13 protein-coding genes and 1 pseudogene are annotated in these 16336 nt (G+C 53.5%); 7 read left to right on the top strand and 7 right to left on the bottom strand.

The window, feature by feature from the left end:
• Positions 1–62: 62 nt before the first annotated feature.
• Complete coding sequence (locus GN112_RS21540; RefSeq protein WP_155312099.1) at positions 63–389, bottom strand: flagellar biosynthesis anti-sigma factor FlgM; 327 nt, start codon at positions 387–389, stop codon at positions 63–65.
• A 243-nt stretch (positions 390–632) separates the two neighbouring features.
• Here GN112_RS21540 and gdhA point away from each other — a divergent pair, with 243 nt between their 5' ends.
• Positions 633–1982: an NADP-specific glutamate dehydrogenase gene (gene gdhA / locus GN112_RS21535; RefSeq protein ID WP_155312098.1), complete on the top strand. Its 1350-nt coding sequence runs from the start codon at positions 633–635 to the stop codon at positions 1980–1982.
• A gap of 29 nt (positions 1983–2011) precedes the next feature.
• Complete coding sequence (locus GN112_RS21530) at positions 2012–3982, top strand: (2Fe-2S) ferredoxin domain-containing protein (protein WP_155312097.1); 1971 nt, start codon at positions 2012–2014, stop codon at positions 3980–3982.
• 21 nt (positions 3983–4003) lie between these two features.
• On the opposite strand, the gene GN112_RS21525 is transcribed toward GN112_RS21530, so the two are convergent.
• Positions 4004–5251, bottom strand: a complete 1248-nt coding sequence (locus GN112_RS21525) for a TetR/AcrR family transcriptional regulator (protein ID WP_155312096.1) — start codon at positions 5249–5251, stop codon at positions 4004–4006.
• Positions 5252–5946: 695 nt separating this feature from the next.
• Between GN112_RS21525 and GN112_RS35350 the strand changes: the two are divergent.
• Positions 5947–6150 (top strand): annotated as a pseudogene (locus tag GN112_RS35350) (hypothetical protein); the annotation flags it as partial.
• 8 nt (positions 6151–6158) lie between these two features.
• Here the strand turns inward: GN112_RS35350 and tnpC are convergent.
• A complete protein-coding gene (gene tnpC / locus GN112_RS21520) occupies positions 6159–7553 on the bottom strand; it encodes an IS66 family transposase (RefSeq protein ID WP_155308543.1) in 1395 nt (464 codons plus the stop codon).
• Positions 7554–8110: 557 nt separating this feature from the next.
• On the opposite strand from tnpC, the gene GN112_RS21515 reads away from it, so the two are divergent.
• Together GN112_RS21515 and GN112_RS21510 are read left to right on the top strand one after the other, a co-directional pair.
• The gene (locus GN112_RS21515; RefSeq protein WP_155308407.1) at positions 8111–8983 is read left to right on the top strand and encodes a Druantia anti-phage system protein DruA; all 873 of its coding nucleotides are present in this window, start codon (positions 8111–8113) and stop codon (positions 8981–8983) included.
• 55 nt (positions 8984–9038) lie between these two features.
• Positions 9039–10442 carry a hypothetical protein gene (locus GN112_RS21510; protein ID WP_155308406.1) on the top strand — a complete coding sequence of 468 codons (1404 nt, stop codon included), beginning with the start codon at positions 9039–9041 and terminating at the stop codon, positions 10440–10442.
• Positions 10443–10589: 147 nt separating this feature from the next.
• Here the strand turns inward: GN112_RS21510 and GN112_RS21505 are convergent, their stop codons facing one another.
• Complete coding sequence (locus GN112_RS21505) at positions 10590–10754, bottom strand: hypothetical protein (RefSeq protein ID WP_155312095.1); 165 nt, start codon at positions 10752–10754, stop codon at positions 10590–10592.
• A gap of 182 nt (positions 10755–10936) precedes the next feature.
• Between GN112_RS21505 and GN112_RS21500 the strand changes: the two genes are divergently transcribed.
• Positions 10937–11620: a DUF554 domain-containing protein gene (locus GN112_RS21500; protein WP_155312094.1), complete on the top strand. Its 684-nt coding sequence runs from the start codon at positions 10937–10939 to the stop codon at positions 11618–11620.
• Positions 11621–11636: 16 nt separating this feature from the next.
• On the opposite strand, the gene GN112_RS21495 is transcribed toward GN112_RS21500, so the two are convergent.
• Positions 11637–13598 carry an acetoacetate--CoA ligase gene (locus GN112_RS21495; RefSeq protein WP_155312093.1) on the bottom strand — a complete coding sequence of 654 codons (1962 nt, stop codon included), beginning with the start codon at positions 13596–13598 and terminating at the stop codon, positions 11637–11639.
• 198 nt (positions 13599–13796) lie between these two features.
• Here GN112_RS21495 and GN112_RS21490 point away from each other — a divergent pair, with 198 nt between their 5' ends.
• Complete coding sequence (locus GN112_RS21490; protein ID WP_155312092.1) at positions 13797–15215, top strand: amidase; 1419 nt, start codon at positions 13797–13799, stop codon at positions 15213–15215.
• A 59-nt stretch (positions 15216–15274) separates the two neighbouring features.
• Here GN112_RS21490 and GN112_RS21485 read toward each other — a convergent pair whose 3' ends face one another.
• A complete protein-coding gene (locus GN112_RS21485; protein ID WP_155312091.1) occupies positions 15275–15490 on the bottom strand; it encodes a hypothetical protein in 216 nt (71 codons plus the stop codon).
• 311 nt (positions 15491–15801) lie between these two features.
• The gene (locus GN112_RS21480; protein ID WP_231717088.1) at positions 15802–16335 is read right to left on the bottom strand and encodes a PaaI family thioesterase; all 534 of its coding nucleotides are present in this window, start codon (positions 16333–16335) and stop codon (positions 15802–15804) included.
• Between the last annotated feature and the right edge of the window lies 1 nt (position 16336).

Genomic DNA, 16336 nt, shown 5'->3' with positions numbered 1-16336 from the left:
GGAATTGGACCACACGGCCGAGGTCCTATTTTGGGGCACCCGATGGAGAACCGGATGCTCGACTACATCAGGTACATCAAGGCAGCCTGGTTTTCGAAGGATTCGCGAAGCATGCTCTCGGCGGATTTCATGTGATCAAACACATACGCCCCATCCTGAAGATCGTTCTGAATCTGACTGACCAGCGGAACCCGTACATCCGGTATCAAGGCGATCGCCCGCTGGGCATCGGCGACCATTTGCCCCTGACCGCTCAAATCCACCCAGTCCATATCGGATGACGCCTTCGCGCTTTTTTTGATTTCCCTGTTTTCCGGGCGGAATTCCTGAATTTGTGCCGCTCCGTACACAGTGAGTTTGGATTGCAGGTTATTGCCTTTGACTTTCATGATTGTGACTCCTTGTTAAGCATGTTGTAATCCTATTATTGGCACTTTTATGAAAAAACAATAGTTTTTTTAGGTTGCCGGAAATAAGCGTCTTCAGCTCCGGGTGACATCATCGTCATCGGGAACCATGAAGGAGAAAAACCATGCCAAAAAGGATTTGCAGAATCTTCGCCAATCGCCTAAAACGGGGCTGTTCAACAAACGCCGATTAACCGAAACGATTCAACCGACAAGGTGAGTGACATGTCCGACATTCCCCAAAATACAGTCGTCCGAGATCCCAATGAAAATGAATTTCTTCAGGCGGTTAGCGATGTAATGAGCAGCGTCAGGCCGGTACTCGACCAAACGCCCGAGTATCGCCACCACGGCGTCGTGGAGCGCCTCGTTGAACCCGAACGCATCATCACCTTCCGCGTCCCCTGGATGGACGACATGGGTCAGGTCAAGGTCAACCGTGGATTTCGCGTGGAGATGAACAGCGCCATCGGCCCCTATAAGGGTGGACTGCGCTTTCATCCTTCAGTCAATCAGAGCATTCTGAAATTCCTGGCCTTCGAGCATGTCTTCAAAAATGCGCTCACCACCCTGCCCCTGGGCGGCGGCGCCGGCGGAACGGATTTCGAACCCAAGGGGAAATCGGATGCCGAGATCATGCGGTTTTGCCAGAGCTTCATGGCGGAGCTGTTCCGGCATATTGGTGCCAGTACCGACGTACCCGAGGGCGACATCGGTGTGGGGGCCCGTGAAATCGGCTACCTGTTCGGTATGTATCGTAAACTGAACAATCAATTCAGCGGGGTGCTCACCGGTAAAGGGCTTGGCTGGGGAGGCAGCCTGATCCGACCGGAAGCCGCCGGATTTGGTTGCGTCTATTTTGCCGCCCAGATGCTAGCCACCCGCAACGACACCCTGAAAGGCAAAACCTGCCTGGTCTCCGGGGCGGGGAATGTGGCCCAGGCCACCTGCCGCAAATTGATCGAGATGGGTGCCAAGATACTCACCCTCTCGGATTCATCGGGCCATATCTTTGATGAACAGGGCATCGATGCTCAGAAACTGGATTTCGTCAAACGGCTGAAGAACATCCGTCGCGGTCGCATCAGTGAGTACGTGGATGAATATCCGGATGCGGTCTACACGCCGGCGACCCCGGACCAGGACGAGAACCCCCTGTGGCGGCACCGTGCCCAGTGTATTTTCCCCTGCGCCACCCAGAATGAAATCGGCAAACAGGATGCCTATCACCTGATCAACAACAATGTGAAGCTGGTCTGCGAAGGCGCCAGTATGCCCTGCACCACGGAAGCCCAGGAAATCTTCATCGACAAAGGCCTTCTCTACGCCCCCAGTAAAGCGGCCAATGCCGGTGGCGTGGCGGTGTCCGGCCTGGAGCTGACCCAGAACAGCATCCGCCTGAGCTGGCTGGGCGAGGAAGTGGACAGCCGATTGAAAATTATTATGAAAAGCATCCACGACACCTGTCTCTCGGCAGCCGAAACCTACGGCCATCCGCGCAACTACCTGGTGGGAGCCAACATCTCCGGTTTTGTAAAGGTGGCCGACGCAATGATCGATCAGGGCGTGATTTAGTGTCAATTTGAAAGGAAGGCTGCTCGATCATGACCGCAGATGCCGACAGCACCATCCGAGCAGCCTACCAGGCCCTCTTCGACAAGGCGACCGCCCGGCAGGACGCCTTCGCCCAGAGCCCGCTGCCTAAGATTCATATCGGCATGGCCAGCTGCGGTATCGCCTCTGGTGCCCTTGAAACCCAGGCGGCATTCGAGACGGCCCTGGCCGAGCAGGGCGTCGAGGCCCATATCCACACCGTGGGTTGCATGGGCCACTGCTACGCCGAACCGGTGGTGGTCATCGACCATCCCGATTCGGGTTTTCCGCCGATTCTCTATCCCAAAATAACCCCGGACAAAGCCAAGATGCTGGTCAAACTTTTTCTGGAAGAGGGCGACCTGTGTTTCGAACACATCATGGGCGCGACCGTGGAAACCGAGAGGATTCCATCGGTGACCGAACTCGCCCGTTTTAACCGCGAGAAACGGGTGATCATGAACCGCTGCGGGCGAATCGATCCCGAACAGATCCACGAGTATATCGCCGACGGCGGTTACCGCGCACTGCTCGAGGCCCTGTGCCAGCCGCCTGAAGCCCTGATCGATTTGATCGAGGCCGCCGGCCTCCGGGGGCGCGGCGGGGCCGGGTTTCCCACGGCACGGAAATGGCGTTTCGCCCGGGCGGCTTCGGGGGCAGACAAACGGATCATCTGCAATGCCGACGAGGGCGATCCCGGTGCTTACATGGACCGCACCCTGCTGGAGAGCAACCCCCACCAGGTGATCGAGGGCATGCTCATCGCCGCCATTGCCATGGGTGCCACGCGGGGGCTCTTTTACGTGCGTGCCGAATATCCCCTGGCGGTGCGGATTCTCACCCAGGCCGTCGAGCAGGCCCGTCAAAATGGGGTGTTGGGGAAGAATATTCTGGGCAGCGGCATCGATTTCGACATCGACCTGTTCCAGGGGGCCGGCGTCTTTGTGTGCGGTGAAGAGACCGCCCTGATCCGCTCGGTGGAGGGCTACCGCGGTACGCCCCGGCATCGTCCGCCCTTTCCGGTGCAGCGCGGGCTGGACGGACGCCCCACAGTGATCAACAACGTCAAGACCCTGGCTACCGTGGCACCCATCGTGGAGAATGGGGCCGATTGGTTCCGCAGCATCGGTACCACCGACAGCCCGGGCACGGCGGTCTTTTCCGTGGTGGGTAACGTCACCCAGCCGGGACTGGTGGAGGTTCCCATGGGGGTGACCCTGCGGGAACTGATTTTCGATATCTGCGGCGGCATTCCCAAAAAGAAAAAGTTCAAGGCGGTGCAAATCGGCGGGCCTTCGGGGGGCTGCCTGCCGGCCGATTTCCTGGATACACCGGTGGATTTCGATGCCCTGACCCGCGCCGGCGCCATGATGGGATCCGGCGGCATGGTGGTGATGGACGAGGATACCTGCATGGTGGATGTCTCGCGCTATTTTCTCGAATTCACCCAGAAGGAATCCTGCGGCAAGTGCACCTTCTGTCGTATCGGCACCCGCCACCTGCTGGATATGTTGCGGCGGCTTACCCGTGGCGAAGGCCGCGAGGGGGACATTGAGCAGCTGGAGACCCTCAGCCGGGCGATCAAAACGGGATCCCTGTGCAGCCTGGGCAAGACCGCACCCAACCCGGTGCTCACATCCCTGACTTATTTTTGTGATGAGTACGAGGCCCACATCAACGAGGGGCGCTGCCCGGGGCGCGTCTGCCGTCCGTTGATAGCGTTTTACATTGACCAGGAAAAATGTGCCATCGGCTGTGATTCATGCTTCGGCTGCTGTCCGGTGGACGCGATCTATACCACCAGCGACCGCAAAAAAGGCATCGACCAGTCCCTGTGCGTCAAATGCGGCGAGTGCATGGTGGTCTGCCCGTCGGTCTACGGAGCCGTGGTCAAGGTTTCACCGGCTCACCTGGTGCCGGTGATCGAACAGCCACCGGACCGGCTCACTTGGTACCGGCGATCGAGTGGCCGCCGGAGATGAAGGCTTGGTGGCCATAATCTTTTATCCGACGCTCTCTTCAATCTCTTGCAGCGCCGTTTTATCTATCACAACGGACCAGCATAACAACGATACCAAGTCTTCAATGCTTTTCATCATGTCGATGGGTTTTGCATTGTCTAACATTACCCATCGAGTTGCCAAATGCGCAAATGTTCCTAAAAAAAGATTCCGGAATAATCGATTATTAATTTTTTCTTTAAATATGCCTCGTTGTTTTCCCTCTTCCAATATTGCTTCTAAGATGGATACATAATCGATGTAATCTTTATATGCTGAGGATACATAAAATTTTTTATTTAATTTAATATCCAGTAGAAAAACACGCAAGAAATCCCTGTTGCCCATAAATGTTGTAAATAATAAACGGGTAAATCGGCGAAGCTTTCTTATGGGGCAATCGATGTTAAAAACCTCATCCCGGCTTTCGCATAGCCATTTAAATCGTCTTTTCGGTATCGAAAAAAGCAAGTCACTTTTACTTGGATAATAGATATAAATCGTTCCTTCCGCAACATTGGCTGTACTTGCAATTTCAGCCATTGTTGCTGCGTTGTACCCTTTTTCAGAAAACACCTGAACAGCTGCCTTAAGAATTCGAGCTTCTTTATTGTCATCATTAACAACCTCCTTTGCCGCTGCTTCTTCACACGATATAATTGACAACACCAAATCCATAATACCGTCAAAATCAGGCAAGGTACTGTCTATCTCTTGTGAAGAGAAACGAGAAAGGGACTCTTCATCAAGCAGCCCAAATATCATGTTTCTAACTAATATTAGGTCGACATCAGACCTGAAAATTTTTTTATTGACTCCCTGCTGCAATATATCAGACATGATTTTCGTGTATCGTCTAAGAGCCTGATAGCCTTCATGAGAATAAAAATTTTGGTTAGACCGGCATTCAAAAAGAAGATCTTTTAGAACTCGAGTTTCATGTGGGCTCAAATCGTTAATATACAGGTTATGCCATATCATTTTTCCGAGCTTAGAAACCGGATCTCTAATACCAGATAAATGAAGTTTTAATTCACGTTCAACCTCATCAAGTTTATCCGCCAATGCATAAAAAAGCAGGTCTTCCTTATTAATGAAATAATGATAAATAATTGAATCTGCTATGTTTGCTTTTCTTGCAATATCGGAAATGTTGGCATCTGCTAATCCTTTTTGTGAAAAAATTTCTTGCGCGGATTTTAGTAAATCCTTACGCCGGTTAGCGGCCAACACTTTATTTTTTACACCCATAACAACCTATGCTTTATTTTCTGTTAATTTCAAATGAACTTAATGGGCGTCGAGGTTTTTTTGCTTTGTGTGCTTGATTATTGCTATCTTCACTTTTTTTAAAACGTCCTCATCGACATTCTGACCCAATGCGTTGAGCATATCACTTTTAGAAATGAATTAAAATATAATTATTTATCCTTATTATTTTAATTGGTTATATATCATGAGCAGCACTCTCAGACATCTGAGCGCTTTCAATCAAACCAAAGAAAAATAACGGAAGGTGTCGAATTAGAAAAAAACGGAAGGATGGAAAAAGCCTCAATAGAATTTTACTCATTATTTTTTTAGTGATCAACTTTTCTAAGGAATGGAAAGCCCACTTGAGCAAGGCCAATGCAAGGAACACACTGTGCCCAGCGAGCATTATAATATCTTAGGCAGGTTGGGTGTATTTTGGAACAGCTTCTGACATCCGGCCTTGGGCCATGGCTTCCCCGCTGGGGCTCAGGGTCCTGAGCCTGCGTCGAGACGCGGACAATCGTCCATCTTAGGATCGGGGATGAAATGAATTGAACGTAATTGCGCCGGGCTTGTGTTCGTCTTCAAGGCGCATCAAGGGTTGCATACCGGGAGTATGTGACCCTTGATGCAACGCGGAAGACGGATGAAAAGACAAGCAGGCGGGTATATTCTTTGACAGAAATCGCCTTATTTATGCGCGGCGTAAACATGCAGCCGTAGAGTCGGCGATCAATGCATTGGAAAACCACGGTCTGGACCGCTGCCCTGACCATGGCCTCGAAGGATTCAGCCGATATGTTGGGCTGGCAGTATTGTTCCGGAATATTAAAAATTTCGAAGATAATTACTTTTTCATCAAAATAATCGTAAACGGTCACGGGGCTATTAGCTGAAGAGAGGCTTAGATCCAACTCACATCAACAGAGATGCCTGCAAAGTAACATTCCAGGCATTCGACTATAAACGGAAATGTGGCTTTATCTCTCAGTCGGCAGGTTTCTTTTACAGACAAGATTCGTTCGACCCAGCGGTTGCCTTTGTCGCTTTGCGTTCCCAGACTACATTTGCGCCATAGCACGCCAAAGCGCAGAGAGCGTTCGGCACGGTTGTTGGTGGGTTCGACGCCATCATGTTCGAGAAAGGTCCACAATGCGTCAATTTCTCGTATTATTTGCCTGGCCAGGCGACCGGCACCGTCGGTGTCGTCTTCAAAAAGGCTGAGGATGAGCAACAAGGAGTTATAAAAACGCTCCCATTTTAAAGGTGGCGGTTTGTTTTTTGAAAATTCGATCAGGGTATTCAAATGTGCCAAGATTAACTTGCCGCCTCGCCTTTCGTTGAGTTTTCTACTCTCGATTAACGCCTTGGCCTTTCGGATCAAATGGGCCAGGCAGGTTTGCCGGCCATGGACCCATTTGCAATAAAGGCGATAACCATCGCTGATCAAGATGCCTTTCCAGTCGGCGATCAGTTCGAGAAAGGCCTGTTTGGATCTTTTCGGATCGATGCGGAAAAAGGCCACCATCGTATTGACCATTACCCAGAGCCATTGCAGATTGTGCTTTTTAAACCAACTGGTTTCATCGATGAAGTTGCACTCACTGCTGCGGGCCACCTGGCCGATACGCTCATAGGTGGAGGCAATGGCCTCGGAAGCGCGGTCGATAACCTTTTGGATCGTGCCGGTGGCGATTTTGATATCAAACACGGAGTGGACCAGTTGCTGCACATTTCTCCGACTCATGGCCTTGATACCACTCAGTTCGGCGATAAACGCACAAAACCGCGGGCCGTAGCCGGTGCTAAACGCCTCCGGAACCTGTGCTTTGACAATCTTGCCGCACCCAGGGCATTGACCTTGGTGCAGAACAAAATGGGTGATGTCCATCTCGATTTCAGGCAATTCGATATGTTGGTGAGTATGAAAGGGTCGCAGATTATCCCAATCCGATGAATGGAGACCGCAACCGCAGCACTCGGGCATCACATTTTGAGTATTGTTGGGCGTTAGCAGCATTTGCCCATGCCCCGGGTGTCCTTTTTGTCCGCCCGGCTTGCGTTCGCCTTTGGGCTTTTCGCGTTTGGGTTTGTTATAGGGCGGATCGGATGAGGGCGGTTTGCTGGAGTTGGTCGAGTTTTGGCGTTTTTGCTTTTCAAGCTTCTCGTTGTTTTTCTCCAGCTTGTCGTTTTGAGTTTTAATCGCCCGCAGCTCATCTTCCAAAGAAACGATGTACTGGCGTACCGGTTCAGCAGTAGCTTGCCAATCGGCATCTGAAATGGGTCTATCGGGCTTCATGAAAAGCACGATAGCATACTAGAAATGGAAAGTCTAGATATTTTTAATTATTTCAATAAGTTATTGATTTTGTATAAAAATATTGAAATTACGAGAGGTTAGCGGAGCGAAAAAAGTGCGCCGGATTGAGCGCCCAATATACCCCGTGAACGCTTACAAATAATCATTGCTCATTAAATGAACTGTAATTACTTCTACCTGAAAACTTCCTATCAAAGGGGTTTCCGGTCAGACACTATCTATGGTATAAAATTTTTTTAAGATTCCTCTAAGGATCGGGGATGAAATGAATTGAACGTAATTGCGCCGGGCTTGTGTTCGTCTTCAAGGCGCATCAACGGTTGCATACCGGGAGTATGTGGCCATTGATGCAACGCGGAAGACGGGCGCAAGAACAAGCAATTTCGTTTAATTAATAAAATTCCCGATCCTAACCTCCTGGATGGGTGTAAACCCAAATTGGGGCAAATTTACTAACAGGCGTAATGGTACCGATTTTCTCGCTCTTTGAAAAATAAAGCTGGACTCAAAACGCTATCTTCGATAAGGTGTCGTCCATGAGTGAGAGCATGACCATTCAGGGGCGCAAATTATTTTCCGAAGATATTGAACTGATTCGTCGGCTGATGGCCGACAATCCGGATTGGCACCGCAGTCGGTTATCCATCGAACTGTGCCGAATGTGGAATTGGCGCACCGATAAAGGTCAGCCCAAAGATATTGCCTGCCGTTCAATGTTGCGTAAGCTAGAACAACGCCAGTTCATCGTGCTGCCGCCACCGTTGCGACCGGGAAATCATTCCCGGCAGATACCTGACATGCCTCATCGTCGCGACCCCATCGAGGGAGTGCTGGACGATCTTCGTCCTGTTGAAATCATCATGGTCAGTGGCCGTTCAGACAACGATCACCTTTTTCATTGTCTAATGGATCGCTACCATTATTTGGGGTGCCGGGGTCACGTTGGCGAGCATATGAAGTATATGGTCTATGATCGCCACGAAAGGCCCCTGGCCTGCCTGCTTTTTGGATCGGCAGCCTGGAAAACAACACCACGAGACCGTTACATCGGATGGAACGTGGCTACACGCCAAGGGAATCTGAAGCTGTTGACCAACAACACCCGGTTTTTGATTCTACCCTGGGTTCGCATTCCCAACTTGGCCAGTTTCATTCTGGGCGCTTGTCTCAGGCGGTTGCGGTCCGATTGGTCCACGCGCTATGGTCACGATTTGTGCCTGGTCGAAACCTTCGTCGATCGTTCCCGCTTTGAAGGGACCTGTTATCAGGCTGCCAACTGGCTAAAATTGGGGCAAACCAAAGGCCGCAGCCGTCAAGATCGCTATCGAAAGTTGAAGGTGCCGGTCAAAGACCTGTACGTTTATCCGTTGACAGCCGATTTCAAAAAGCGCTTATGTGCCGCAGGCTGAAGCTTCGCTACTTGCACGGCAGGCATTCGAGAACCTGCTATCTGCGAGGCGAGCCATGGAGACCACTGTCGATATTCAAAAGCTGCAACGGACCATTGATGAAACCCTTTCCAATTTCCAGACACATTCCGATGCCAACCGGCTGATCATCGATCTGCGCACAGCCCTCTTCTCCACAATTGAGGACTTGATTGTATCTTCCATTGAAAATCTGTTTTCCGATCCATGTTTTTTTAAAGCCGTAAAAAAGCTGGCAGCAAAACTCGGATTTCGCTTCAAGGGATTCAAACCCACCAGCATTCGGCTTTTATCCGGCCGATCGCTACCGATTGAATCCCCTTATTTTGCCAAAGCGCTTCCGAAATCTCGCCGTGGTCGTAAAAGGAAGAAACGGAAACCGAAAAGCGGTATTCACCTGGGGTTGGCCTATCTGGGTTTTATGGATCGTTGCAGCGCTGTTTTGGCATCGGCGTCTGTTCAGGCAAGCTTATTGTGTCCGTCATTTGAGATTGCCAATCGGACCTTGTCTTCTGTTGGCATCGACATGGATATTAAAACGATCCGGCGGTTGTGTATGCACATGGGCAATCGCTCCATGGAGAATCGGCATCGGATAACATTATCGGAAAATGACCATGTAACCGGCCGCGTTTTGTTCGTGTGCATTGATGGTGGCCGCCTTCGTGAACGCCGGACCAAAAAGGGGCGGTTGGCTTCCCATCAAAAACGGAGAGGATATTATTCCGACTGGCGGGAGCCGACACAAATCGTTATTCAATGGCTCGACGCCCAGGCAAATCCGATCAAGGAAATTGCCCCGCTTTACGATGCCACGATGGCCGACATCAACGGTGCGTTTGAATTATTGGAAGATTATCTTCGTCAAATCGGCGTTGACCAGGCCGACGGAGTAATTTTCTGCGCGGATGGCGATCGCAGATATTGGAAACGATTTTCCTCACTGGCAGAAAAGCTTGAAGCCAAGACGTGTTTCCAAGTGATCGACTATACCCATGCCAAACAGAATTTGCATATTGTCGCGGATCATCTTCCCAAAACCCTTGAAGCCAAAGAGCGAACGGCGATTCTCAAGAATTGGAAGGACCTGTTATGGCAAGGAAATTTGATGGAAATCCGAAATCAGATTCGTCAGTACATCACGTATCCGTCGAAGCTAAAGAAAGCATTGAACAAGTTCAACAATTACTTTGTGAAAAATCTCCGCCGCATGCAGTATGCGGCCTTTCGGTTATTAAATCTGCCGACCGGCAGCGGTTGTGTTGAAAGCGCGATACGTCGCGTGATCAATCTTCGGTTGAAAGCGCCGGGTATTTTTTGGAAGCGTGAGACCGCTGAGGTCATGCTTTTTCTCAGGAGCACATTACTTTGCGGGCGTTGGGATAATATGCTGGAACACTTGCTACAACTGAATCGAGGAACATTTGAAGCTTGCCCCTAAATGGGATTGCACCCTCCTGGATTAAAATAGAGTCATCGATTTTTAGTTTCTTAAGCATTGGGCTATTGTTGTCTCTTAAAGGCGGCGGGAGTCGAATTCGCGTCCGAAAATTGCCCCTGCGCCACCCATAGGTAATGCTAAGGTCGCTCACCAGCCGGGCTGCAAGGAGCGAATGAAGTCCACCTCCTTGCGATAACGCGTAATGGTATCGCGGTGGGCATGGAAGGGATTGGCCGGGGCGGTCGGTTTCGGCAGTTGGAATCGCTCCTCGAAAGGCATCTGCGCCACTTTCATGTTGTAGGCCGTTACCATGAGCGCTTCCAGGTTGATGGAATCCTGCAGATTGTACGCCAGCAGCGTCTCCAGGGCGCGGGAATCGTCGTTTCACCGATAGACCTTCCATAGTACCACCGCAAAGCACCCGTCTATATACGGTGGGCTCGTCTTTCGGTGAAAAGAAACATCATGGCCATCCCAAAGAGGAAAAGGCAACCTTGCTCGGAACCATCGTCAACACATTGAGTATCATCGCGGGAAGCCTGATCGGGATCTTCTTTCGGGGAGCGATCCCCGAAAAATTCAGCACCACCATCATGCACGCCATCGGGCTGGCGGTATTGTTGATCGGTTTGAAAGCGGCGCTTGCCACCGATGATCTTTTGACAGTCATCATGAGCCTTACCCTCGGCGGTTTGATCGGAGAACTGCTTGCCCTGGAGGATCGTCTGGGGGCGTTGGGCAACTGGATCGGCAAACGGATTTCCAAAGAGAGCCACGGCATAGCCAAGGGATTCGTGGATGCCAGCCTGCTTTTTTGTGTAGGGGCCATGGCCATCGTCGGATCGCTGGAGAGCGGGTTGTCGGGCAACCACCAGACGCTGTTTGCCAAATCCATTCTTGATGGGATCGGATCGCTGTTTTTCGCGTCCACCTTGGGAATCGGGGTGTTGTTCTCGGCGGTATCCGTCTTCGTGTATCAAGGGCTGATCACCTTGACGGCATCCCATGCCAAGGATCTGTTGTCACCGGCGGTGGTATCCCAGATGTCCGCCGTGGGGGGGCTGCTCATCATGGCAATCGGACTAGGGCTATTGGAAATCAAGCGAATCAAGATCGGCAACCTGCTGCCGGCGATCTTCATCCCCTTCGTTTACCAAGCTTTGATTTCTCTTCTTTAGCCGCTACCGCTTGTCATTATCGTTTCAACTCTTCCAGCCCTTCATACTGGTCCAGGCAGTCCGGATTGGCCAATGCATCGCGATTGGTCACCGGCTTGCCGTGGATCACGTTGCGTACAGCCAGTTCGACTTTTTTCATGTTGATGGTGTAGGGAATCTCGGTCACCTGAATCACCTTGGCCGGTACGTGGCGCGGGCTGCAGGCCTCACGGATGGTGGTTTTGATTTTTTTGGTCAGCCCCTCGTTCAGGTCGATCCCCTTGGCCAGGGTGACGAACAGCACCACGCGCACGTCATCCCGCCATTTCTGGCCCACCACCACGCTGTCGGCCACCTCGACAAGGGATTCCAGGGCGGTGTAAATGTCGGCGGTACCGATGCGCACGCCACCGGGATTGAGCGTGGCGTCGCTGCGGCCATAAATGGTGATGCCTTTGGTCTGGCTGTTGATGCTGATAAAATCGCCGTGGGTCCACACCCCCGGGTATTTGAGAAAATAGGCACTCTGGTAGCGCTGACCGTCGTCATCGTTCCAGAAGTAGACCGGCATGCTGGGAAAGGCCGCCGTGCAGACCAGCTCTCCGGTCTGGTCATACACCGGTTGGCCGCTGTCGTCATAGGCGTACACCTTGAGGGCCAGGCCGCGTCCCTGCAGTTCGCCGGCGTGAACCGGGGACATGGGATTGCCCAGGGCAAAGCAGCCGTTGAGGTCGGTGCCGCCGCTGATGGAGGCCAGCTGCATGTCGGCCTTGATTTCGCGGTAGGCGTATTCGAAGCCCGATACGGCCAGGGGCGATCCGGTGGAGCAGATCATGCGCAGTTTTTCTAGGTTGCAGTCGCTGGCGGGTTGGTAGCCGGCCTCGTCCAGGGCCGTAATGTAGCGGGCGCTGGTGCCAAAGATGGTTATCCCTACGGTTTCAGCCAGCTTCCAGAGCACTTCCGGACCCGGGTGGAAGGGCGAGCCGTCGTACAGGACCAGGCTGGCACCCACGCCCAGGCCGCAGACCATCCAGTTCCACATCATCCAGCCGCAGGTGGTAAAATAGAAAAGCACGTCCTCGCGCCGCAGATCGCAGTGCAGGAGGTGCTCCTTGAGCTGGTTGGTAAGAATCCCGGAATGGCTCTGGACCATGCACTTGGGCTTGCCCGTGGTGCCGGAACTGTACATGACGTAGAGGGGATGCCCGGCCGGCACCTGCACGAAGGTCATCTCCGTCGGTTGGTACGGCGCTAGAAAATCCTGCCAGGCAATGGCATTGGGCACGCCGGTGACATCGGGCTGCGTGCAGGTGTAATCGACCACAACCACCTTTTCCACCATGGGCAACTGATCGAGGATGGCGCCCACGCGCTGCAGGCTGTCGAAGGCTTTGCCATTGTAGAAATAGCCGTCGGCGGTGACCAGGACCTTGGGTTCGATCTGGCCGAAACGGTCCAGCACCCCTTTGATGCCGAAATCCGGGGAAGATGACGACCAGATGGCGCCCAGGCTCACAGCGGCCAGCATGGCGATAATGGTCTGGGGCATGTTGGGCATGAACCCGGCCACGCGGTCGCCTTTACGAACCCCGGCGGCGGCGAGCGCCTGGGCCATGCGGCTGGTCTGGGCATAGAGCTCGGCATAGGTCATGGAGGCCAGGGGCTGGCCCTCTCCCTGGAAGATCAGGGCCGTGCGATCATCCCGGAAGCGCAGCAGGTTTTCGGCAAAATTCAGCTCGGCACCGGCGAACCACCGGGCGCCGGGCATTTTTTTGGGATCGTCCACCACCTGGTCGTATGGCTTGCTGGAGATGATGCCGGCAAATTTCCAGAACAGGTCCCAGAATTCGGCGATATGATCGATGGACCACTGCCACAGCTGGTCGTAATCGCTCAGGGACAGGTTAAAGCGCCGGTTTACCTCGGTCATGAAGCGCACCATGTTGGATTGCCGGACAACGTCGTCGGCGGGCTTCCAGAGCATTTTCGGATGGTTCATGGTAACCTCCCCGCAAGTCGGTAAAAACCGGTTGTTTTTGTTTGGCTTTAATGAAATATTATAAATATCAAATAGTTTCTCATTTTGAAGGTATTGTGCCGGCATGATTCTGTCAAGCCATTTGTTATTTTCGTTCGCTTTGTTTTGATTTGTCAGTTAATGAACACGATTAATTAAATCGTGCACAAGGATGATGCGATGAACGATTTCAGCTGGATGGCCGCCTGGGAATTGGCGCAGCACATGGCGGGAAAATCGATTTCTCCACTGGAAGTGATGCAGGCAACCGTGGATCGTATCGAGCGGATCAATCCCAACCTCAACGCCTTCGCTCTTTTGGGCATCGAGGCGGCCCTGAACGAAGCCCGCACAATGACCGAGCGGATCGTGGCGGGAAAACCCGTCGGGCCCATGGCCGGGCTTCCCCTGGGAGTCAAGGATCTCGAAGATGCTGCCGGTCTGGTGACCAGCTACGGATCGATCCCGTTTAAAAACAACCTGACCATGGCGGATTCCATTCAGGTGGCCCGGCTCAAGGCGGCCGGCGCCATTGTGGTGGGCAAAACCAACGTCCCGGAATTCGGTTTTACCGGTTTTACCAAGAACCGGCTTTACGGCGTCACCCGTAATCCCTGGAATCGGCAGCGCACGCCCGGCGGTTCCAGTGGCGGCGCTGCAGCGGCCATCAGTGCCGGTCTGGTGCCTTTGTGTACGGGGTCCGATGCCGGTGGTTCGATTCGCATTCCCGCATCCTACTGCGGGTGTTTCGGGATCAAACCGTCATTCGGACGGATTCCACTGGGGCCGTCTCCGGTGGTCAGCGGCAGCGCCATGACCGTGGCCGGTCCCCTGACCCGCACGGTGCGGGATGCGGCCCTGTACCTGGACTGCACGGCCGGCGTGCATCCGGCCGATCCGTATGCCCTGCCGGACCCCACCGCGTCCTACCTGGCCACCATCGACGATCTGCCGAAGCGGCTGCGCATCGCCTTCAGTCCCGATCTTGGTTATGCCCGGGTTCAGCGTGAGGTGATGGCCAACGTCGAGCAGGCCGTGGATGCGTTCAAAGGGATGGGGCATACCGTGGAGAGGTGGGCCGGAAGCCTGCCGGATGTGGGCGAGGCGTGGTCGACCCTGATCGCCACGGATATTTACGCCCAGCTTGGCGACCTTTCAGAGGAGGATCGTGAGACGATTGGACGGACCCTGCTGGCGGCGGTTGACCGCACCCGGCATCTGACCGTGGCCGAACTGACCATCATGCAGCGTCTGCGGGCGGAGCTGAACCGCCGGTTGGAAACGCTGTTCGAGTCATTCGATCTGCTGCTTACCCCGACCATGCCCACCGAGGCCTTTGACGCCGGCGGGCCGCCACCGGCTGAGATCGACGGGCACCCCATCCCGCTTCTGGGGGCGGTGGCGTTTACCTATCCCTTTAACCTTTCCGGCCATCCGGCCGCGACGGTGCCGGCCGGCCTGACGCCCACGGGGCTGCCCGTAGGCCTGCAGATCGTCGGGCCGCGTCATCAGGACGACCGGGTCCTGCAGGCGTCCCGGGCCTATGAACGGGCCAGGCCCTGGAAAGACCAGCGGCCGGGGGATCTGACTAAGCCTTGACAGTTGCCGGAACGGATTGCGGACCGCTTGCAAAACGGTCCGCAAGAAACCATGCGTGGTTAATAGGGTAGGTGGTTGCGCTGCGTCGTGCGGCCCTCAAAGACAGTCGAAATGCCGTAACGACCCTCGTCGGCAATATCCACTGCCGAGAACAGGGGGGGGGCCATGCTGGCCGCCTGGAAACACTGGACGCGGTTCAGCAATGGGCAGGAAGCGGCACATATGTTTTTATCCTTGTCCCGGTTGGGGCAGTTTCGACAAGGTGACTGCGTCATGAGGGGCTCCTTTCCGTCGGTTTGATGGTGGATAGGGCGGTGGTGATTCCGGGCGCGTCAGAATCGACGACAAACCGTTGCTTGCCATATTCAAAAGCAAGATCGATACCATTTTGAACATATTGAATTTATATATATTTTTTAGATGTCTTCCGATCTGCCATGGCAATATTCCTGACAGATTGTAAAAAAGGGGGATGATGGGCCAGGGGCAATCATGACTTGCGCCGGGTCAGGGATGCGGTATACGTAAGTCCACCATCAAGGTCATTGAAAAGCGCTGTCCGGAGAGACCGGGCGGGTGAAGGCGGTCAGCCTTGCCGGTGCGCTTCGTTCTGCGTCGGTGCATCACCGAAGCGGACATCGCGGACGACGGCATCTTTGGCGATTTTGAAGACGCTGGCGAAGGTCATCACCGTACGGCCGGCTTCGTCCTGAATTTCGCATTGCCCTTTGAGGATGGTATCCTTGCGTTCGGAAACGTGGGCCCGGGCCTGTACGATGCCCTTTTTGACCGGACGCAGAAAGCGGTTTTCCATGGCGATGGTGGCAAAATGGGTGCCCGGCGCCACCACGCTTTTGATGGCCATGACCACGGCGGTATCGGCCAGGCTGACCAAGGCGCCGCCGTGCATCAGCCCGGCCCCCTGGGCCAGGATTTTGAGAAAAGGCATCTGCAGGATCGCCTCACCGGCTTCAGCACTGAGAATTTCCATGCCCAGGAGCTGCTCGTAGGGCGCGCAGCTGATCCAGGCCGGCATGCTGAAACGGTGAGGACCGGTATGATTGTCGGCATCCATGCAGGTGTTTTTAACAGAACCGGCCGAAAAATCAACCGCCAACAAA

This window comes from Desulfosarcina ovata subsp. ovata (assembly GCF_009689005.1).
In the GTDB taxonomy this organism is placed as follows: domain Bacteria; phylum Desulfobacterota; class Desulfobacteria; order Desulfobacterales; family Desulfosarcinaceae; genus Desulfosarcina; species Desulfosarcina ovata.
This window is presented reverse-complemented; position numbering and strand designations above follow the sequence as displayed.